This is a genomic window from Bradyrhizobium sp. CCBAU 53415 (assembly GCF_028128735.1).
Lineage (GTDB): Bacteria > Pseudomonadota > Alphaproteobacteria > Rhizobiales > Xanthobacteraceae > Bradyrhizobium.
Genome location: NZ_LBJF01000019.1, coordinates 1 through 17,537 on the forward strand (window position 1 = coordinate 1; position 17,537 = coordinate 17,537).

The 17,537-nt window shown below is 63.0% G+C and carries 13 protein-coding genes and 1 pseudogene; 6 read left to right on the forward strand and 8 right to left on the reverse strand.

Annotated features, from left to right (window positions below):
- The 3 genes and pseudogenes from XH87_RS11505 to XH87_RS11515 form a co-directional block, all read left to right on the forward strand.
- Nucleotides 1-354, forward strand: a pseudogene (locus XH87_RS11505) (IS481 family transposase); the annotation flags it as partial.
- 392 nt (nucleotides 355-746) lie between these two features.
- Entirely contained in the window at nucleotides 747-2,375 is a 1,629-nt protein-coding gene (locus XH87_RS11510; RefSeq protein ID WP_271587370.1) for a DUF6538 domain-containing protein, read from the forward strand.
- Between the two features lie 204 nt (nucleotides 2,376-2,579).
- On the forward strand, nucleotides 2,580-3,056 hold the full coding sequence (locus XH87_RS11515) for a DUF6538 domain-containing protein (protein WP_271587371.1): 477 nt from the start codon (nucleotides 2,580-2,582) through the stop codon (nucleotides 3,054-3,056).
- A gap of 995 nt (nucleotides 3,057-4,051) precedes the next feature.
- Here the strand turns inward: XH87_RS11515 and XH87_RS11520 are convergent.
- The 7 genes from XH87_RS11520 to XH87_RS11550 all read right to left on the reverse strand — a co-directional run bounded on the left by XH87_RS11520 (nucleotide 4,052) and on the right by XH87_RS11550 (nucleotide 11,116).
- Nucleotides 4,052-4,495, reverse strand: coding sequence for a cupin domain-containing protein (locus tag XH87_RS11520; protein ID WP_271523846.1), 444 nt, complete (start codon nucleotides 4,493-4,495; stop codon nucleotides 4,052-4,054).
- 34 nt (nucleotides 4,496-4,529) lie between these two features.
- Nucleotides 4,530-6,698 carry a xanthine dehydrogenase family protein molybdopterin-binding subunit gene (locus tag XH87_RS11525; protein WP_271523844.1) on the reverse strand — a complete coding sequence of 723 codons (2,169 nt, stop codon included), beginning with the start codon at nucleotides 6,696-6,698 and terminating at the stop codon, nucleotides 4,530-4,532.
- 2 nt (nucleotides 6,699-6,700) lie between these two features.
- The gene (locus tag XH87_RS11530) at nucleotides 6,701-7,171 is read right to left on the reverse strand and encodes a (2Fe-2S)-binding protein (protein ID WP_271587372.1); all 471 of its coding nucleotides are present in this window, start codon (nucleotides 7,169-7,171) and stop codon (nucleotides 6,701-6,703) included.
- Between the two features lie 60 nt (nucleotides 7,172-7,231).
- Complete coding sequence (locus tag XH87_RS11535; protein ID WP_271523842.1) at nucleotides 7,232-8,080, reverse strand: enoyl-CoA hydratase/isomerase family protein; 849 nt, start codon at nucleotides 8,078-8,080, stop codon at nucleotides 7,232-7,234.
- 26 nt (nucleotides 8,081-8,106) lie between these two features.
- On the reverse strand, nucleotides 8,107-9,420 hold the full coding sequence (locus XH87_RS11540) for an epoxide hydrolase family protein (RefSeq protein WP_271587373.1): 1,314 nt from the start codon (nucleotides 9,418-9,420) through the stop codon (nucleotides 8,107-8,109).
- A gap of 239 nt (nucleotides 9,421-9,659) precedes the next feature.
- Entirely contained in the window at nucleotides 9,660-10,349 is a 690-nt protein-coding gene (locus tag XH87_RS11545) for a VOC family protein (protein ID WP_035703298.1), read from the reverse strand.
- A gap of 101 nt (nucleotides 10,350-10,450) precedes the next feature.
- Complete coding sequence (locus XH87_RS11550; protein ID WP_271587374.1) at nucleotides 10,451-11,116, reverse strand: sensor histidine kinase; 666 nt, start codon at nucleotides 11,114-11,116, stop codon at nucleotides 10,451-10,453.
- A 252-nt stretch (nucleotides 11,117-11,368) separates the two neighbouring features.
- Here XH87_RS11550 and XH87_RS11555 point away from each other — a divergent pair, with 252 nt between their 5' ends.
- From XH87_RS11555 to XH87_RS11565, 3 genes are all read left to right on the forward strand, one after another.
- On the forward strand, nucleotides 11,369-12,325 hold the full coding sequence (locus XH87_RS11555) for an alpha/beta fold hydrolase (protein WP_271587375.1): 957 nt from the start codon (nucleotides 11,369-11,371) through the stop codon (nucleotides 12,323-12,325).
- A 53-nt stretch (nucleotides 12,326-12,378) separates the two neighbouring features.
- Entirely contained in the window at nucleotides 12,379-13,419 is a 1,041-nt protein-coding gene (locus tag XH87_RS11560; RefSeq protein ID WP_035703294.1) for an alpha/beta fold hydrolase, read from the forward strand.
- Between the two features lie 184 nt (nucleotides 13,420-13,603).
- A complete protein-coding gene (locus XH87_RS11565) occupies nucleotides 13,604-14,326 on the forward strand; it encodes a hypothetical protein (protein ID WP_271523835.1) in 723 nt (240 codons plus the stop codon).
- 11 nt (nucleotides 14,327-14,337) lie between these two features.
- On the opposite strand, the gene XH87_RS11570 is transcribed toward XH87_RS11565, so the two are convergent.
- Entirely contained in the window at nucleotides 14,338-17,508 is a 3,171-nt protein-coding gene (locus XH87_RS11570) for an ATP-binding protein (protein WP_271587376.1), read from the reverse strand.
- Nucleotides 17,509-17,537: the final 29 nt, after the last annotated feature.

The window sequence follows — 17,537 nt, forward strand, 5'->3', positions numbered from 1 at the left end:
AATACCGAACGTCCCCACGAGGCGCTCGACATGAAGTGCCCTGCCGAGCTCTACACCGCGTCAGCGCGCCACTACGATGGCCTGCCCGAACTGTCCTATCCCTTCCACGATCGCGACGTCGTCATCACATCCTGCGGCCGCCTTTGCCTGCATCGAAAGAAAATCAACATCTCCATCGTGCTGGCCGGACAGAAGCTCGGCATCAAGGAAGTCGACGACGGCATTTGGCTCGTCAGCTTCATGCACTACGACCTGGGATACTTCGACCTGGAGCAAAAGACCTTGCAACCCCTCGACAACCCGTTCGGTCCGAGGCCTGTCACCGATGTCTCCGGTACGACATCCTCTCTCTGACTGAGATCGGCACTCTTGCTCATTCTTGGCATGGCAGCCCCTTGCTTGGCCGCGCTGAGCCGTCAACCCTCGAAGCCCCGCAGGGGGCGCGCCCCTTGGCGCGCGGGGTTGACGGCGAATGTGCGTGCCGAGCAATAATGGTCCGGCGCCATGAAGGCGTGGACTGACCTGCAAACCTCGACAACCCGTTCGGCACGAGGTTGTCACCCATGTCTCAGATACGTTCTGTTACCCATGTGTCCGGGCTGGACACTCGAGAGAATGGCGGAGAGGGAGGGACTCTCCCCCACGTGTGCGAAAACACCCGGTAAATACAAGTTTATGTGTGTTTTTGGGCGTTCCTTGAGCCGTCGGTTCTACACCGAGGGTCTCCACCAATGGGAACGACGAAAATGCCCACCCCCTTCCGGCCCAAAAAGGCGAACGGCCGCGAGCAGAACGTCTACTGGATCCGGAAGAAAGTACCGGCGCGTTACCGGGCCCTGGTCGGCCGGGGGGAGGTCTGGAAGTCGCTGAAGACTACCGACCGGCGGACCGCCAACGCCAGGATCGCGGTCGCCTCCGTCGAGCTGGAGCGCGAATGGGAACTTCTGGCGCTGGAGGCGAAGCGGGGACCGAAGGCCCCCAAGGCGGGTTTGGCGCATCAGGACCTGTTCGCGATCCAGCGCGAGACCCACGTCCGGATCCGCGATGCCCACATCGCCGAGCCCGGCACGGGATTCGGCGCCCTGAGGTGGCTCGCCCTCACGGAAAACGACGATGATCCGGGAGCCGAAGAGGCTCTGGATCGCTGGGCGCGCGAGGTCCTGATCCGTGAACTCGGAGGGTCGCCGGCCGAGGCTCAGGTCGAAAAGCTGAAGCCCCTTCTCGCCGAAGCGAGGAAGGGCGCCTACGGCGACGTCTTCCGCGCATCGAAGGGCGACTACAAGGAGAACACAAAACTCGGCGAACTGCCCAAGACTAGGACGAAGCCCAAGGTCGACATCATGGAGGCCTTCGAGCTCTACTGCAGCCAGCCTCGGATCAAGGGCGGCCTCGACGGGCCTACGGCCAAGCGCTGGCGGCCCGTCATCGAACGCTTCATCGAATGGATCAAGCACCGGGACCTCGCGCGGGTGACGCCGCAGGACGCGGTCCGCTGGCGCGACTACATGATCTCCCAGGGCATCGCTCCCAAGGCCGTCCGCGACGTCTGGCTTGCGGCGCCGCGGTCGGTGGCCACCCACATGCTCAACGCGCTGCGGCTCGAGATCAATCCCTTCGCCGGGATCAAGGTGGAGGGTGTCAAGGCCTGGAAGGAAGACGACGAGCGAGGATTCGATCCGGAGCAGGCGCTCACGATCCTGTCGGCGACCGTCGCCACGCCATCGCACCTGACCTCCGCCGAGATGAGGGCGGCCAGACGTTGGGTCCCCTGGATCTGCGCCTACACCGGCGCCCGCGTGAACGAGATCACTTCGCTTTTGCCGTCCGACGTCCAGCAGATTCTTGGTCATTGGTGCTTCGTGCTGAGACCCGAGATCACGAAAGGTAAGCGGCTGCGCCGCGTGCCGGTCCACAAGCATCTGCTCGACCAGAAGTTCATGGTCTACGTCGAAGCACGCCGCAAGCTCGGCAAGCCGCTGTTCTACGATCCTGTCCGCGCCCGCGGCGGAAAGGGAGCCAATCCGCAATGGCACAAGGTCGCCGAGCGGCTGGGAGAATGGGTGCGCGATACGCTCAAGATCACCGACGTGCAGCCCAACCACGGCTGGCGCCACCTCTGGCGCGAGATCGTGCGCGGGACGAAGATGAAGCCGGAGTTGTGCGACTACATGTGCGGTCACGAAAGCAAGAGCGGGACCGGGGCGCGATACGGCAAGCGAAAGGTGCCTGTGCTTGCGAAGGAGTTGGCCCTCTTCCCGAGGTTCAAGGTCCCAGCCTTGAATCGGCCGCCGGCGCCTCTCAAGCGGACGCGGCGCTCGCCGCAGCAGATCGCTGCGGACAAAGCCGAAAGGGCGGCTCGCCGCACGGCCGCCTGACGGCCCAGCGACTAAGGACTCGAGACCCGAGTCCCGAGACCACCGCGCGCCACGTCCGGCCAACGAATGTGCAAGTCCGCGGAATGCCTAGCGGCGGAGAGAGTGGGACTCGCCCCTGCGGGGCTGCTGGACCACTTAGTTTCAAGTTTATCCTTCAATCCAAGGGCCTCTTGAGCCGCCGGTGCTACACCGGGATGCTCCACCATGCCCTCGATCAAGATGCCGACGCCAGTCAAACGCCCGACCTCGCAATTCTACTGGATCCGGAAGAAGGTCCCCCTCCGCTACCGCCACCTGGTTGGCCGGAAGGAGGTCTGGCGGTCGCTTGAGACCACGGACCGGCGCACCGCCGTGACCCGCTGCACCGCCGCTAGCGCTGCGCTTGAATCGGAGTGGGCTCGCCTCGGCGCCGGGAGTTCGAATCCCGCTGCTCGGGTCAAACCCACGCCGCTGACACATCAAGATCTGCACGCGCTGCGGGGCGTCGCCCATGTAAGGGTCCGCGACGCGCACCTGGCCAACCCGCCGGTCGGCTTCGCGGCCGTCGGCCTCAGGGCGGCCTTGGACGAGAGCGATCCGGAGGCGGTCGATCAGGCCGAGCGGTACTCTCTTCCTCTTAGGCCCCGATTGCGCGAAAACCCTCGGAACAGGATTCCCAAAAAGCCAAGTCGGATTTCGTGACCACGGTCGCGTACCGCCGCTTCGGCCCGGCGGGCCGTCAATTCTCGAGCGATTTCGAGGCGTCCGAAGGCGTCCCAGGCGAGATGTTCCATTGACCCCTGCCCGGCGCGATGCCTATTCCGGGGCCTGCACGCATCAAGGGTGTCGCCTCCATCGGAAGCAGGCCGCGTGCTTTCGTCGTACTCATCTAAAATTTTTCCGGGGACAACTCCCGATTGACGCACCTTGAGGGCTTAGCTTCCCTCCGCGGTTTGCCCGCCGCTTCTCGACGAGCCATTCTGATCGGGAATCAAGCCATAAGGGAAAGATAAATGGGTAAGCCGCGCACATATTCGTGCTGGGATACGTCAGTAAAGATTCAGGAGGCTGGGCACGGAATTGGTATCTTCGGGAACACGTACGAGGTATTCCCGGGCGGCGATCGAACGTGTACTGGAAACGCGATCATGATCCACATGACGCCGGGTATCCGTTTCCTAATAAAAGATGTCGATGCAGCTATTGCCGAAGCTAACCAGCGCGTAAGCGCACGGGTCTGATGTGTGGATCAGCGCCGAGCGTTCACGCAAAGCCGACTCCGGGCGGGACTTAGGCACTCATCGTCACTGAGCTTGCAGCCCAGTTCTGATCACCGGCCGAGTGCTGTGATGCCGAACCATAGCTCCGAGCAAGTGCACTTCCCAAATACGGCTGCGTTTCGCTTTCGATGTGCCATGTGCGCGACAGCTGGGCTATGGGTGACCGCTGTCTTCGCGCTGTTCGGCTGCGAGGGCTTTTTGACTTTTTAAGCGGCGACGAGAGTGGGACTCTCTTCCCGCTCGGCCAGGTTGCTCGAAAAACCGCGGAAAACAAGGATTCCAGAAAAGTCCCGTCGGATTTTGTGACCACCGCCGTGTACCACTTGTTCGGCCCATCGGGCCCTCGAGCGATTTCGAGACTTTCAAGGACCCGCACAAACCCGGCCCGCTCCGCCCGTCCTCCGGCATTTACGCGCATTAGCCTGACTGCGTGCCGAGGCTCTCTCCCGCACGCAGGCGCGGGTCATCGTGCCTATTGCGATATTCGAGGCCAAGCGGGCCGATCGCGGACACCTGCGTGACGTATTCGCCGGACTTTGCCCAATGGAAATGCCAGGTATCGCCGGGCAGCACGAGGACGGTGCCCGGCGGATAGGCCTCAACCTTGCCACCGTCGAAGGTCTCGCCGAGTCCTATGTAGAAGACGCCGGACATCACCGTGTAAATCCGATCCTCCGGATGCTTGTGCGGCATCAACTTCGTGCCGCCCGGCACTTTCACTCGGACGACGTAGGGACCAGATTCAGCCGGATGGCCGACCATGACGGCCAGCCGCGCGCCCGGCGGAAAGGCTGGAAACGGCTTCCACGCGATATCCTCGGGCAGGATGGCTCGGAACCTGTCTTCATCAGGCTGATGCATTTTGGTCTCCTTTGCCGAGATGTGCATCAGGCACTCACGTCTTGAGCGCGTCGGGGTCGATCGGCATTTTGCGCAATCGCCTGCCAGTGGCTGCAAAAACCGCGTTCGCCACGGCCGGGACGATGCCCGAGGTTCCCGCCTCACCCATTCCGCCGGGTGGCTCCGCGGACTTCACGAGGTAGACCTCGATGGAAGGCGCCTGATCGATGCGCAGCATCTGATAGGTGTCGAAATTAGCCTGTTCGACGCGACCGCTTTTCAGCGTGATCTCACCGTACAGGGCCGCGGTGACGCCGAACATGACGCCGCTCTGGATCTGTGCCTGCACCGTGTCGGGATTGACCACGATGCCGCAGTCCATGGCGCACACCACGCGGTGCACGCGGACCGATCCGTCCTTGGCCACCTCGACCTCCGCAACCTGCGCGAGGTGGCTTCCGAACACATTTTGCAGGGCGACGCCCCGGCCTCGCCCTTGGGGCAATGGTGTGCCCCATCCCGCCTTTTCCGCCGCGAGTTCGAGCACAGCCTTCGCACGCGGATTGTGGTCCAGCAGCGCACGGCGATAGGCGACGGCATCCTGCTTGGCCGCCGCCGCCAATTCATCAACGAAGCTCTCAGTGACGAATACGTTGTGCGAGGGACCGACGCTGCGCCAGAAAGCCGTCGGAATGCCCGGCGGTTCGACGCGAACATATTCGACATGGAAGTTCGGAAGCGAATAGACCAGGTCGATTGCGCCTTCCGTCGTATCGGGATCGAGCCCGTTCCGGAATGCGGGCGGAAGCCACCGCGCGATCACAGAGGAGCCGGCGAAACGATTGGTCCATGCCACGGGTCTACCGCTCTCGTCGAGACCGGCTTCGATGCGGTCAACCCAATAGGGACGGTACATGTCGTGTTGGATGTCCTCCTCGCGCGTCCACACGACCTTCACGGGACCATCGACTTGCTTGGCGATCTCGACCGCACGTACCGCGCCATCGGCCTCAAGGCGGCGTCCAAAACCTCCGCCAATCAGATGATTGTGAACCGTGACCTTGTCGGGCGGCAGGCCAGCTGCCTTCGCTGCCATCGCCTGGACTCTTGCGATCGCCTGCGTGCCGACCCAGATCTCGCACTCATTGCCGCGGAAGTGGACCGTGCAGTTCATCGGCTCCATCGTTGCATGCGCCAGAAATGGCAGGTGATAGCTTGCCTGGACCCGGGTCGCGGCGCCGGCCAACGCTTTCGCAGCGTCGCCGATGTCTTGCGCAACCGGACCGGCCTTCAGAGTGGCGTCCTCGAGCTCGCGGGCTATGTCCTGCGTGCTGAGACCAGCATGGCGCCCGTCCTCCCACTCGATCTTGAGTGCCGCCAGACCCTTCTTGGCTGCGCCCATGTGATCCGCGACCACGGCAACGGCATCGTCGAGCCGGACAATCTGGCGCACGCCTTTGATGGCCATCGCCGCACTGTCATCCACCTTCTTCAGTCTGCCGCCAAACACCGGCGATTGAGCCAATGTCGCGATCTTCAGCCCGGGTGGCCGCGCGTCAATTCCATAGAGGGCGGAGCCGTTCACCTTGCCCGACACGTCGAGCCGCCGGGCCGGCGTGCCGATCAGCTTGAACTCATCCGCATTCTTCAGAACCACGCTGGCAGGCGGAGGGATCATCGCAGCCTCGGCGGCGAGCTCACCGTACTTGAGGCGACGCCCGCTCGGCGTATGGATGACCTCGCCTGCCTCGGCCCGGCAGCGTTTCGCATCGACGCCCCAGCGCCGCGCGGCTGCTTCGATCAGCATCATCCGCGCGGTCGCGCCGGCTTCTCGCAACGGCTTCCAGGCGCCGCGTATCGCGTTCGAATTGCCGGTGGCCTGCACACCCAGCAGCGGGTTGGCATAGAGCTTTTCGTTAGGCGGCGCATGTTCGAGCCGCACCTGCCCGAGGCCGACTTCCAGCTCTTCGGCGATCAGCATCGGAATGGAGGTGTAGGTGCCTTGCCCCATTTCGACATACGGCATGGTCAGGACCACCTGACCGTCACGGCCGATCCGGATGAAGGCGTTCGGTTCGAACGTCCCGGCGGAGGAGCTTCTGCTCTCGCCAAGCGGCAAGCTCAGGCTCAGCACCAGACCGCCGCCGGCGAGGGCCGTCTTCACCAGAAAGCTGCGACGGGACAGCGCGACAGTGGCGTGAGACGCCGTGCGATCCGATGTCATGATCAACGCTCCTTCACCTGCGATCCGGCGGCAAGCTTAATCGCCTCGCGAATGCGGACATACGTCCCACAGCGGCAGATGTTGCCGCTCATGGCATCATCGATATCCGCGTCGGTCGGATGAGGCTTGTCAGCAAGCAGCGCCGAGGCCGACATGATCTGGCCGGACTGGCAATAGCCGCATTGCGGCACTTCGTGCTCGAGCCAGGCTCTCTGAATCTTCGCACCTGCCGAAGTCCCGCCGATCGCTTCAATCGTGGTGACCTTGCCGTCGCCGATGCTATCGACAGTGGTGATGCAGGACCGGACTGCCGCGCCGTCGAGATGGACGGTGCACGCTCCGCACAATGCCATGCCGCAGCCGAATTTCGTACCGGTCATGCCGAGCACGTCGCGCAACAACCAGAGCAACGGGGTGTCGCCATCGACGTCGACGCTGCGAGGGATTCCGTTTATATCGATCGTGAAGCTCATATGATTCTCCTTGTATTCCGGCAGAACGGCACGACTCGCAGTCGCGCGCGGGCCGTTGATTCATTCGCCCAGCTGGCCGACGTGGAAACCGAGTCGATTCTCGACGTCGCCGGGACGGTGAAAGCCGCGCGCCATGAGCGCCTTAATGCGGCTCTGGGCTGCGGGGCGTGCGAGAGCGGCCAGGAACGCGTCCCACTCGGGCTTGATCTCGACATCGGCCGGCAGGCTCGCGATATCGACGAGGCGCTTGGTCTCGGCGATGGCGTCCTTGTCGAACGTGGCGATACGCATCGCGAGCGCCTCGACGAAACCGTCGAGCTCGGCATCCGGCAAGGACCGGTTCACATAGCCATACCGTTCGGCGAGGTCCCCATGAACGTCGTCCGCGCTCAGTAGAACCTCGAGCGCGCGGCCACGGCCCATCAGGCGCGGCAATCGTGCCATCGGTCCTCCGCCCGGAACGAGGCCGGCGCCGACCTCCCATTGCGACAGGATGGCCTTCTCGCGGCTGGCAAAGCGCATGTCGCTGGCGAGCGCGAGTTCGCTGCCGACACCGGTCGCTCGGCCGCGGATCGAAGCGATGGAGACAACAGGCGCCCGGCTGAGCCGCACCAAGGTGTCGGGCAGTGACTGCAGGCCCGTCCGTCCGGGCGGAACGGCAAGCGATTCCTCCAGCGGCGCGAGGAAATTGTAATGCGTGATGAAGAATCCTTCGACGGCGCTGTCGAACACCACCACCTTCACTTGCGGATCGGTCTCGATCGCGGTGACAATGTCGCTGAGCAGCGGAAGGTGCTTCGGTCCGAAGATATTGACCGGCGGCATGTCGAAGGTGACACGCCAGTAGGTCGGCAGCCGGCGTTCAAGGCGGATCTCGTCGGTCGCGAAGATGCTTTCGGGACGGTTCATGGTCTCACTCCTGATCTAGGCCGATTTCAGATCGACTGGCGCAGCGGGCGGAATGCGGTGCGCATCTCCGCGGTGAACAATGCGGGCTGCTCCCAGGCTGCGAAGTGACCGCCCTTGTCGAGACGGTTGTAATGCATCAGCCTGGGATAGGCTTTCTCGGCCCAGCTGCGCGGCGCGGCATAGATCTCGTCTGGGAAAACGCTGACCGCGACCGGGATCTTCACATGCTTGGGCGCGAAGAACACCAGCTTGTTCTCCCAATAGAGCCGCGCCGACGAGACCGCGGTGTTGGTGAGCCAGTAGAGCGTGATGTTGTCGATCACATCGTCCCGCGACAGGCCTTCCGTCTTGCCTTCGAAGACGCGCGAGATCATCGCGGCGCTGCGCGCATCATGGTCGAGCATCCAGGACGCGAGGCCCGCGGGCGAGTCGACCAAGCCGTAAAGCGTCTGCGGCCGGTTGGACATCTCGATCGCATAGCCGAGACCGTGCTTGTAGAAATCGTCGAGTTGGTCGTAGGCGATGCGCTCCTCAGCCGAGAGGTTCGCCGGTCGCGTTCCGCCCGGCTGGAGTGCCTTGGCGATATCGTCGGGGACGGTGGCTGGCATGTTGGTGTGGATGCCGAGCAGCCCCGGCGGCGCGATCAGCGCCATCTGTTCGGTGACCGCATTGCCCCAATCACCGCCTTGCGCCACGTAGCGAGTGTAGCCGAGACGCTTCATCAGCACGATCCAGGCGCGCGCGATGCGCTGCGGATCCCAGCCGAGCGTGGTCGGCTTGCCGGAGAAGCCGTGACCGGGCAGTGAGGGAATGACCAGATCGAACGCGTCTCTGGCGTGCCCGCCGTGCGCGGCTGGATCGGTGAGCGGACCGATAATCTTGATCTGCTCGATGATCGAGCCTGGCCACCCATGGGTGACGATCATCGGGAGCGCGTGTTCGTGCCGCGAGCGGACGTGAATGAAATGGATGTCGACGCCGTCGATCTCGGTGACGAATTGCGGCAGGGCGTTTAGCCGCGTCTCCATCCTGCGCCAGTCGTAATCGCTCTGCCAATAGCGCACGAGCTCCTGCACGGTCCTCAGCGGCACACCTTGCGACTGGTCGTTGACGATCTCCCGATCCGGCCAGCGCGTTGCTGCCAGGCGGCGGCGCAGATCGAGCAGGTCCTCCTCGGGCACGTTGACGCGGAACGGGCGGATCGCCTCGCTCGTGGTCGCCTTCGCCGGATGCAGCGGCAGCAGGCTCGATACGCCGGCGGCAACGGCGGCCATCGCGGCCTGGCCCAACAATTGACGACGGTCGGGGTTGAGGATGTCGGCGCGTGCCTGCGTGGTCATTGCGAATCTCCCTTGCTATGGTCGGTGGCGATGGCCGATCTCGATATCGGGCCGTCGTTGCTTCGTGCATGGAGATTGACGCAGCCCCCTCTGCTTGGCGAGTTATCGGTTGTTAGGCCTCGTTAGCCATTGCGAGTCTGCACAATCAGACGCGCTGCGATGGTGCTTCGGGCGAGCCAACGCCAAACGGCGCACGACAGCGAGCCGTCGTGCGCCGTGGACAGAAAATGCTCTTGCCTTTATGACGACAGGGACTGACCGGCCTGCTCGCGCGCGATGTACTCGGCGTACCAATCGGGCCAGTTCTCGTCGTGCAAGCCAGTGCGCTTCTCGTGCTCGCCATGCGCTACCGCCGCACGACGCAGCGCGGCAGCCAGGTCGGCCATGGAGGCAAATGTCGCGCCGTCGCGCTCGATGCGCCCGGGCAGCCGCGTGGTCACCTCCTGCAGGAACCAGCCATTGCCGTCAGGATCGCTGAAAGAGGCGAACGAGCTGTAGCTGCCGCGCTGCGGATCGACGCCGCCGATCCGGACGCTGCCGAAGAGATAGGGGTCATCGGCGCCAATATGGACATCGCCGCCGCCATGAAAAGCCTCGCTGACAGCAATTCCGCGCTCGATCAGCTCATTCCTTGCGGCAATGAGATCTGATACGATCAGGTACAAACCGCGTGCCGAGCCCGGCGATGCTGACGTAACATTGCGGCCGAAGATCACCGAGCAGGCAGAGCCCGGCGGTGTGAACTGGACCACGCGCCATCCATCGCCGGAGGCGAAATCGGCATCCAGTCGCCAGCCGAGACGCTCGTAGAACGCCTTGGAGCGGTCCACGTCGGACACCGGAATTACGACGACTTCGAGCTTCAGATCAGCGCTATGCGATGCCGGGGTCCTTTTCTCTGCCTCGCGATCAATTTCAAGTTTTGCCATGTCGAACTCCCGATGTAAGGCGGGCCGAAAGCCGAACCCGCTGTTGCACTACCAATTTGCTCTTAGTGTTATGGCGCAGCGTTCGTGAGAGCCGTCCATCTTCAGGCGGTCGTCGGCATCTCGATGGTGATCCGAGTGCCACCCTGTCCCGCCTCGCCATTCAGGCGGGCCTGAATGCTGCGCGCAAGCCCTTCCAGGATACGGCTGCCGGTGCCCCGGAGCTGATCCGTCGCACCAATGCCGTTGTCTGCCACCGTGCAGATCCATGTGCCATCTCGGCAGACGACCTCGATCCGGATCAAGGCTCCCGCCTTGCTCGGGAAGGCGTGTTTCGCCGCATTCGTGACCAGCTCGGTGATCATCAGCGCAAGCCGATGACATTGTGATGCCGGGAGAACGCCGCCTTCGACCAAAGCCTCGCACCGCACGCCGGCGGGCTCCAGGACCGCTGCCGAAAGTGCTTCGCAGAGGTTCTCAAAGAAGGTTGCGACGGACACGGACGGCTCGTCGCTGTTCGAAAGCAGTTGGTAGAGCTTGCCAAAGGCACAGATTCGCCGCTCGAACCGATCCACCGCCCCGGAGACGTCCCGACTGCCGGCTCGGGTGAAGTCGCGGCGGACCGAGGCGCCCAGCAGTGTCAGCGTGTTCTTCATGCGGTGGTGGGATTCCTGCAGCACGAGCTCCCAATCCCGCGATTGCTCCCCAAGGGCAGAGACGAACTGAGATCGAACGGTGCTGCCGTTCGGAATGGAGTGGATGGCGGACATGATAGCCTCCCCGTTGGTTGAAACTGGCGTGAGCGTCATACTGGCTGCACAGCGTGGGTTTGGCTCGTTAGACGTTGCGAAATTCTGTTACGATCGTCGAGCGCGCTGTCGAGTTGCCGCGGCACCGCCATAAGCTGCTCACGTTAAAGCAAAAAGCTGCGGTCCGGGTCTCGCTCTCAACGCCTAACAATACTTAACGAGCTAACAGGCCGCTTCGGGTGCAGATTGCGCTCGCGACATCGGAGCGATGACATGAGCATTCCAGCGACCCTCGCCCTCTCAGCGGCCCTGGCTTGCGCGACCGTGCAGGCTTCGGCCCACGATCTGCGGTCGAGCCGCCGTACGATAAGCTATCACACGGTCGATATCGGCGGCCTCAAGGTTTTCTATCGCGAAGCCGGCCCGCCGGACGCGCCGACGGTGCTCCTGCTGCACGGCTTCCCTTCGTCGTCGCGGATGTGGGAACCGTTGTTGCCGCTGCTTGCGGACCGATATCATCTGATCGCGCCCGACTATCCTGGCTTCGGCAACAGCAGTGCGCCGTCGCCCTCCGACTTCACCTACACCTTCGACAACATCGCGGGCGTGATCGGCGAGCTCGCGAACCGGCTCGGTCTCACCAGCTACGTTCTGCTGATGCAGGACTATGGTGGCCCGGTAGGCTTCCGCATGGCGCTGGACCATCCGGAACGTGTTCGCGCCATGATTATCCAGAACGCTGTTGCACACGAGCAGGGCTTGAGCCAGCTCTGGGAAGCGCGTCGCAAATATTGGGCCGATCCCGCACATGAACTAGACGCGCTGAAGGCCAACTTCACCTCTCTCGAGGCGACGCGTCAGCGTCACCTCGGCTCAAGTCCACATCCCGAGCGCTACGAACCCGACGCCTGGCGCGATGAATACGCCTTCCTCACGCGTCCCGGCCAACCCGAGATTCAGACGACGTTGTTCCTGGACTACCGGACCAATGTCGCTGCCTATCCGAAATGGCAGGATTGGCTGCGCAGGAGGCAACCTCCGATCCTGGTGATGTGGGGCAAGTACGATCCCTCCTTCACCGTCGCCGGCGCGAGCGCCTATCGCGACGATGTCCCGACTGCGGACGTCCACATCCTGGAAGCCGGCCACTTCGCATTGGATGAGGCGACCGACGAAATCGCCACCTTGGTCCGCGACTTTCTTGCACGGCTCGAGGGGCAGAAGGGCTGAACAACACAATCCTGGCCGCGCTGAAAACAACGGAACCACGATAGGAGCCTCTCATGTCAGATGATGTTGACCACGAACGCCGCCGCTTCTTCGCAGGCGCCGCGACGATGCTCGCAGCAGCCCAGCTTGCGTCAAGCACAGCCGTAGCCAAGCCTGCGAAGCCTGCTGCCGCCGTCAAAGCAGGCGGCAACACTTCGTTCCCGTCGCTCAAGCAGGTCGATGCCGGCCTGCTCAACGTCGGCTATGCCGAAGCAGGACCGGTCGACGGTCCAGCCGTGATCCTGCTGCACGGCTGGCCGTACGACATCTACAGCTTCGTCGATGTCGCGCCAATTCTCGCCTCCGCGGGCTACCGCGTGATCGTGCCCTATTTGCGTGGCTATGGCACCACGCGCTTCCTGTCTGATGGGACGATGCGGAACGGGCAGCCATCGGCGATCGCGGCGGACATCATCGCTGTGATGGAAGCGCTCAAAATCGACAAAGCCACGATCGCCGGCTTCGACTGGGGCGCGCGGACTGCCAACATCATCGCGGCGCTGTGGCCGGAGCGCTGCAAGGCGATGGTCTCGGTAAGCGGCTATCTCATCGGCAGCCAGCAAGCCGGCAGAATGCCCTTGCCGCCTAAGGCAGAGCTTCAGTGGTGGTATCAGTTCTACTTCGCGACCGAGCGTGGTCGCGAAGGCTACGAGAAGTATCGTCGGGAGTTCTCGAAACTGATCTGGCAGCTCGCGTCCCCGCAGTGGCGCTTCGACGAGGCCACTTTCGAGCGCAGCGCCGAGGCGTTCGATAATCCGGACCACGTTGCGATCGTGATCCACAACTACCGCTGGCGTCTCGGCCTTGCCGCAGGCGAAGCAAAGTATGATGGTTATGAGGCGCTACTTTCACGGGCTCCTGTCATTGGTGTCCCGACCATTACCATGGAGGGCGACGCGAACGGGGCTCCACATCCCGATCCGTCGTCCTATGCCAAGATGTTCTCAGGCAAGTATTCTCACCGCACGATCAAGGGAGGCGTGGGCCATAACCTGCCGCAAGAGGCGCCTAAGGCATTTGCCGCTGCCATCATGGACGTTACCGCCGACGTCTGATCGAAGCGCGACCGCCTGGCCGATCCGAGGTTCGGCTGGACGGCACCTCTGCTGCTTGGATGAGAGATCCGGGTTTCTACGGCGTTTTCTTCGGTTATGCAGCGCCACTTAACAACGCTTAACGAGCGATCATCCGCATTTGGGCATACCTGTCAGGGTAGTTCTCACGAAGGAAAATCGACGGATGATTGCGCTGCTGGCGAATGCAATCGAGGCTCATGGCGGCCTAAACCGATGGAATGCCCGCAAGCGCCTCACCGCCACAATCGCGGCGGGCGGCGACGTTTGGGTCCTGAAAGGCGTCGAACAGGATCATCTGCAGCGAACCGTGCGGATTGACCTTCACCGTGAGCAGGCTCTCATTGAGCCGTTTGGAAGAAACGGCCAGCACAGCGAGTTCAGCCCCGAGCGGGTCGCCATTGTTGCCGCCGACGAACGTGTCGTCGCTGAGCGAAAGGACCCGCGCACCTCATTCGCGCGGCACGATATGCGGACGCATTGGGATCCGCTGCACCGAATTTACTTCGAAAGCTGCGCCCTCTGGACCGGCCTCACTACGCCGTTCCTGCTTTCCGAGAAAGCTTCGGAAGTGCACGAGATCGAGCCATGCCTTGAGGGAAGTGAGGTGTGGCGGGGGCTGCGGGCGACCTTCTCGCCGGCGATCGCAAGCCACAGCATCGAGCAGGACTTCTACTTCGGTCCCGACCTGCTCATCCGCCGCCATGATTATCGAGTCGAAATAGCAGGGAATTTTCCCGTCGCCGAGTACGTGTTCAACCCCGTCGACGTCGACGGCATCAAGATCCCGACGAGACGGCGCACCTATCTACGTGACGAGACGACCCTGACCCCGATGCTCGATACGCTGATGATATCCATCGATCTCTGGGATTTGCGGTTCGACTGACCCTCAACCGGTCAGACGAGCGACGAATCGAGCATGAGCCGAGCGGCCTTCAGATCAGCCGTCTCAAACCCTTCCGAGAACTTCGCATAAGTCGAGGCAAGCTCCTCCAGGTGACTTAGCGTTCCCTGCTCGCGCCTCAGACGCACCATCGACATATCAGTCCGCAATCGCCAGGAGAGCGCGCCCTGCTGGTCAGCCAACGCAGCCGACGACCGGAGACTTGATTCTGCGGCATGAAGATCCTCATTGCGCAGCTCCAGTTCCGCCCGGACGCGCAAGAGCTCCGGCATGTCGAAGGCGCCGCCAGCAAGCTCGATGCGCGCGATCGCTTCGTTCAGTATTCCAAGTCCATCGGACGGTTGCCCGAGTTCTGCCAATCCCCAAGACAGGTCCGCAACGAATGCGGACGCGTAGAGCTCGTAGCGATCAGCATGCAGGCGCGGAAGTGCGATTCTCAGCAACTCGACACCGCCGCGCAAATCCCCGCCGGCGATCATCGTCTGCGCCCGGAAACCGGCCGCGACCGCCTGGTAGGGCGCGAGCCCATGCAGGCCGGCATGCGCCTCGAGCCGACCGGCCATCGCCTCGACCGCGGTCCAGTCTCCAATCCACCCGTACAGCGAGGCGGACCAGCAGAGCGCGATACAGTGCATGACGACATCCCGAGGCGCGCCGGCGCCCGTCAGTGGACGAGCACATTCCACGGCTCGATCGGGAAAGCCGCGCAGCCACAACACGCGAGCAAGCGGTATCTGCGGTGTTCTGGAATAGGCAAAATGGCCGGGTTGCGCCCCGCGTAGCGCCGCGTCGTTGCGGACGCCTTCGTCCAAATGAAGCTGCGCCTCGGCCTGGTTGCCGACGAGATGATGGGATACCCCGATGAGGGCCTTTGCGCCGGCGATGCCCGCCGCATCACCGATCAGACGAGCGACGCGCTCGGCCTCAAGTGCCACCGGCAGCAGATGCCGATAGTCGCCTGTCCGGCGATAGAACATGTTCAATCGCGCCAACAGCCTGAATGTGTTGGCGTCGTCTCCGATCTCGGCCGCGATCTCGAGTCCGCGTCGAAGTGCGGCCTCGGCTCGCTCGCTATTGCGTTCCGTGAACATGAAGGCATGACCGAGCGTGGCTTGAAGCTCCAGCTCCCACTTGCCTCCGCGGTGGCGGTCGTCGAGAACGGCAAGCGCGCGCTCAGACCAGATGCGCGCCTCATTAAGCAGGTTGAGCTCGACGAACAGACGTGCGCAACTGCCTGCGAGCGGAACACGAAGCTCATCACCGCCGTCGTGAGCGTAGCTCCATTGAAGCGCGGCGCGGGCGTCTGCCAACAGGCTGCCGCGGCCAAGCGCAGGCAACATCCGATCTGCAGAGCCAGAATCGGCCATGCCCGCTTCGAGGGAGCGGTGAATGTGTTCGGCGTGACGCCGCGCGACGTCCTGGACTTGGCCGCTCTCACCGAGCTTCTGGAGCGCATAGGCGCGGGTGGCGTCGAGCAGGCGGAAGATTCGCGACAAGCGGCTCGGCTGCGTCGACAACAGGGACTTGGCTACGAGTTGCTCCAGTGCGTCGACAGCGCCGTCGACAGGCTCCCCCTCTTCCACCACGACGGCAATCGCGTCCTGCAACGTGAAGGGCCCGGCAAAGATTGCGAGACGCTGAAGGACCAGCCTCTCGGCCTCGCCAATCAGACCGAAACTCCAGTCAAGCGTGGCGCCGAGCGTCTGTTGTCGCGGCGGCGCCGTCCGTCGGCCTCGCCATTCGAGCTTGAGCCGGCCATCGAGCAATGTTGCTATCTCTCGCAAGCCGTAAACGCCAACGCGTGCGGCAGCGAGTTCGATCGCCAGCGCAATGCCGTCAAGCTTGCTGCAAATATCGGCAAGAACCTCCGCATCCTGATCGGTGATATCCAAGCGGTGGCCGGCAGCAGCGGCACGTTCGGCGAAAAGACGCGCGGCCGGATAGCTCAGCACCTCACCGGCGTTGAGCCGAGCGCCCTGCGGGGGGCTTGGTAGCGGAACGAGTTCGTAAATGTGCTCTCCCTGCACCAATAGCGACTCGCGACTGGTCGCAAGAATGGTGATGCCGGATGCCTCGCGGTGAATCGTCTCTGCCAGACGTGCGACATCTTCAATCACATGTTCGCAGCTATCAAGCACGAGAAGCAGGCGACGTCTGCGAAGAAAGTTGATGATGCTTTCGGTTGGATCGGCGTGATGAACGACGAGGCCAAGAGCGGCGGCCACCGTGGTGGCAACGAGCGTTCCATCCTTCAGAGGACCAAGATCGAGAAAGTGGACTTTGCTCTCGAACTCCTCCCACATCTTATGTGCGATCGCGATGGCAACGGTTGTCTTTCCAATGCCGCCCGGTCCCCTCAGAGTGACGAAGCGCTCGCTCAGCAGACGTGCCGAGAGCTCGGCCAGAACGTCCTCTCGTCCGACCATTCGGTCGAGGCGATATGGAAGTGCGGACGGCGGGTCTATCGCCCCGGCCTGGATCTGCGGGATCTCCGCCGGCGGCGAACTGCGTTCGACCCGTCGCACGGGCGCGACGAAGCAATACCCTCGGCTCGGAATATTGGTGATATAGCGGGCTCCCTCCTTCCCATCGCCCAGGGCTTTCCGGAGTTCGGCAACGTGCACGCGCAGGCTGATCTCTTCTACCGCGAGGCCAGCCCACACATATGCGAGGATGTCACTCTTCGGCACGACTTCGCCGGCGCGATCCACGAGCAGGCGCAGGATGTCAGTTGCCCGGCTGCCAAGCTTGACTGGCAACCCGTCCTTTTCGAGGATTCGTGATCGAAGAGAAAAGGGGCCGAACGTGACCTGATCGAAATCCCTACCTGCCCCGGTGTTGCTGTGAGGGGAGCCGGTCGCTCCTTCCGGCTGTGTGCTGCTCTTGGGAGAGTTCATTCCGGGTGCGCGCCTTGTCGCCAAGGATACGGCGAGCGCGCGGCACTGCGTAACCTCGACTGCGATTTCGGTGAGCCAAAGTATAGGCAGGGCCGGACCGAAACACAACGGATCCGCGCGCATCGACTGCCGGCTTGAGCTACCTATCTCGAGCTCAATCAGCGCCGATGTCGCACGCTCACGCTGCTTCCTGTCGGCGTTCGACCGAACGGCACCAACGAGCCCATACGACCGCCCGTCGAAATCGAAAAAGGCAGTGCCGCGCATGGCAAGGCCAGCTGTCCTCGGTCGATCGA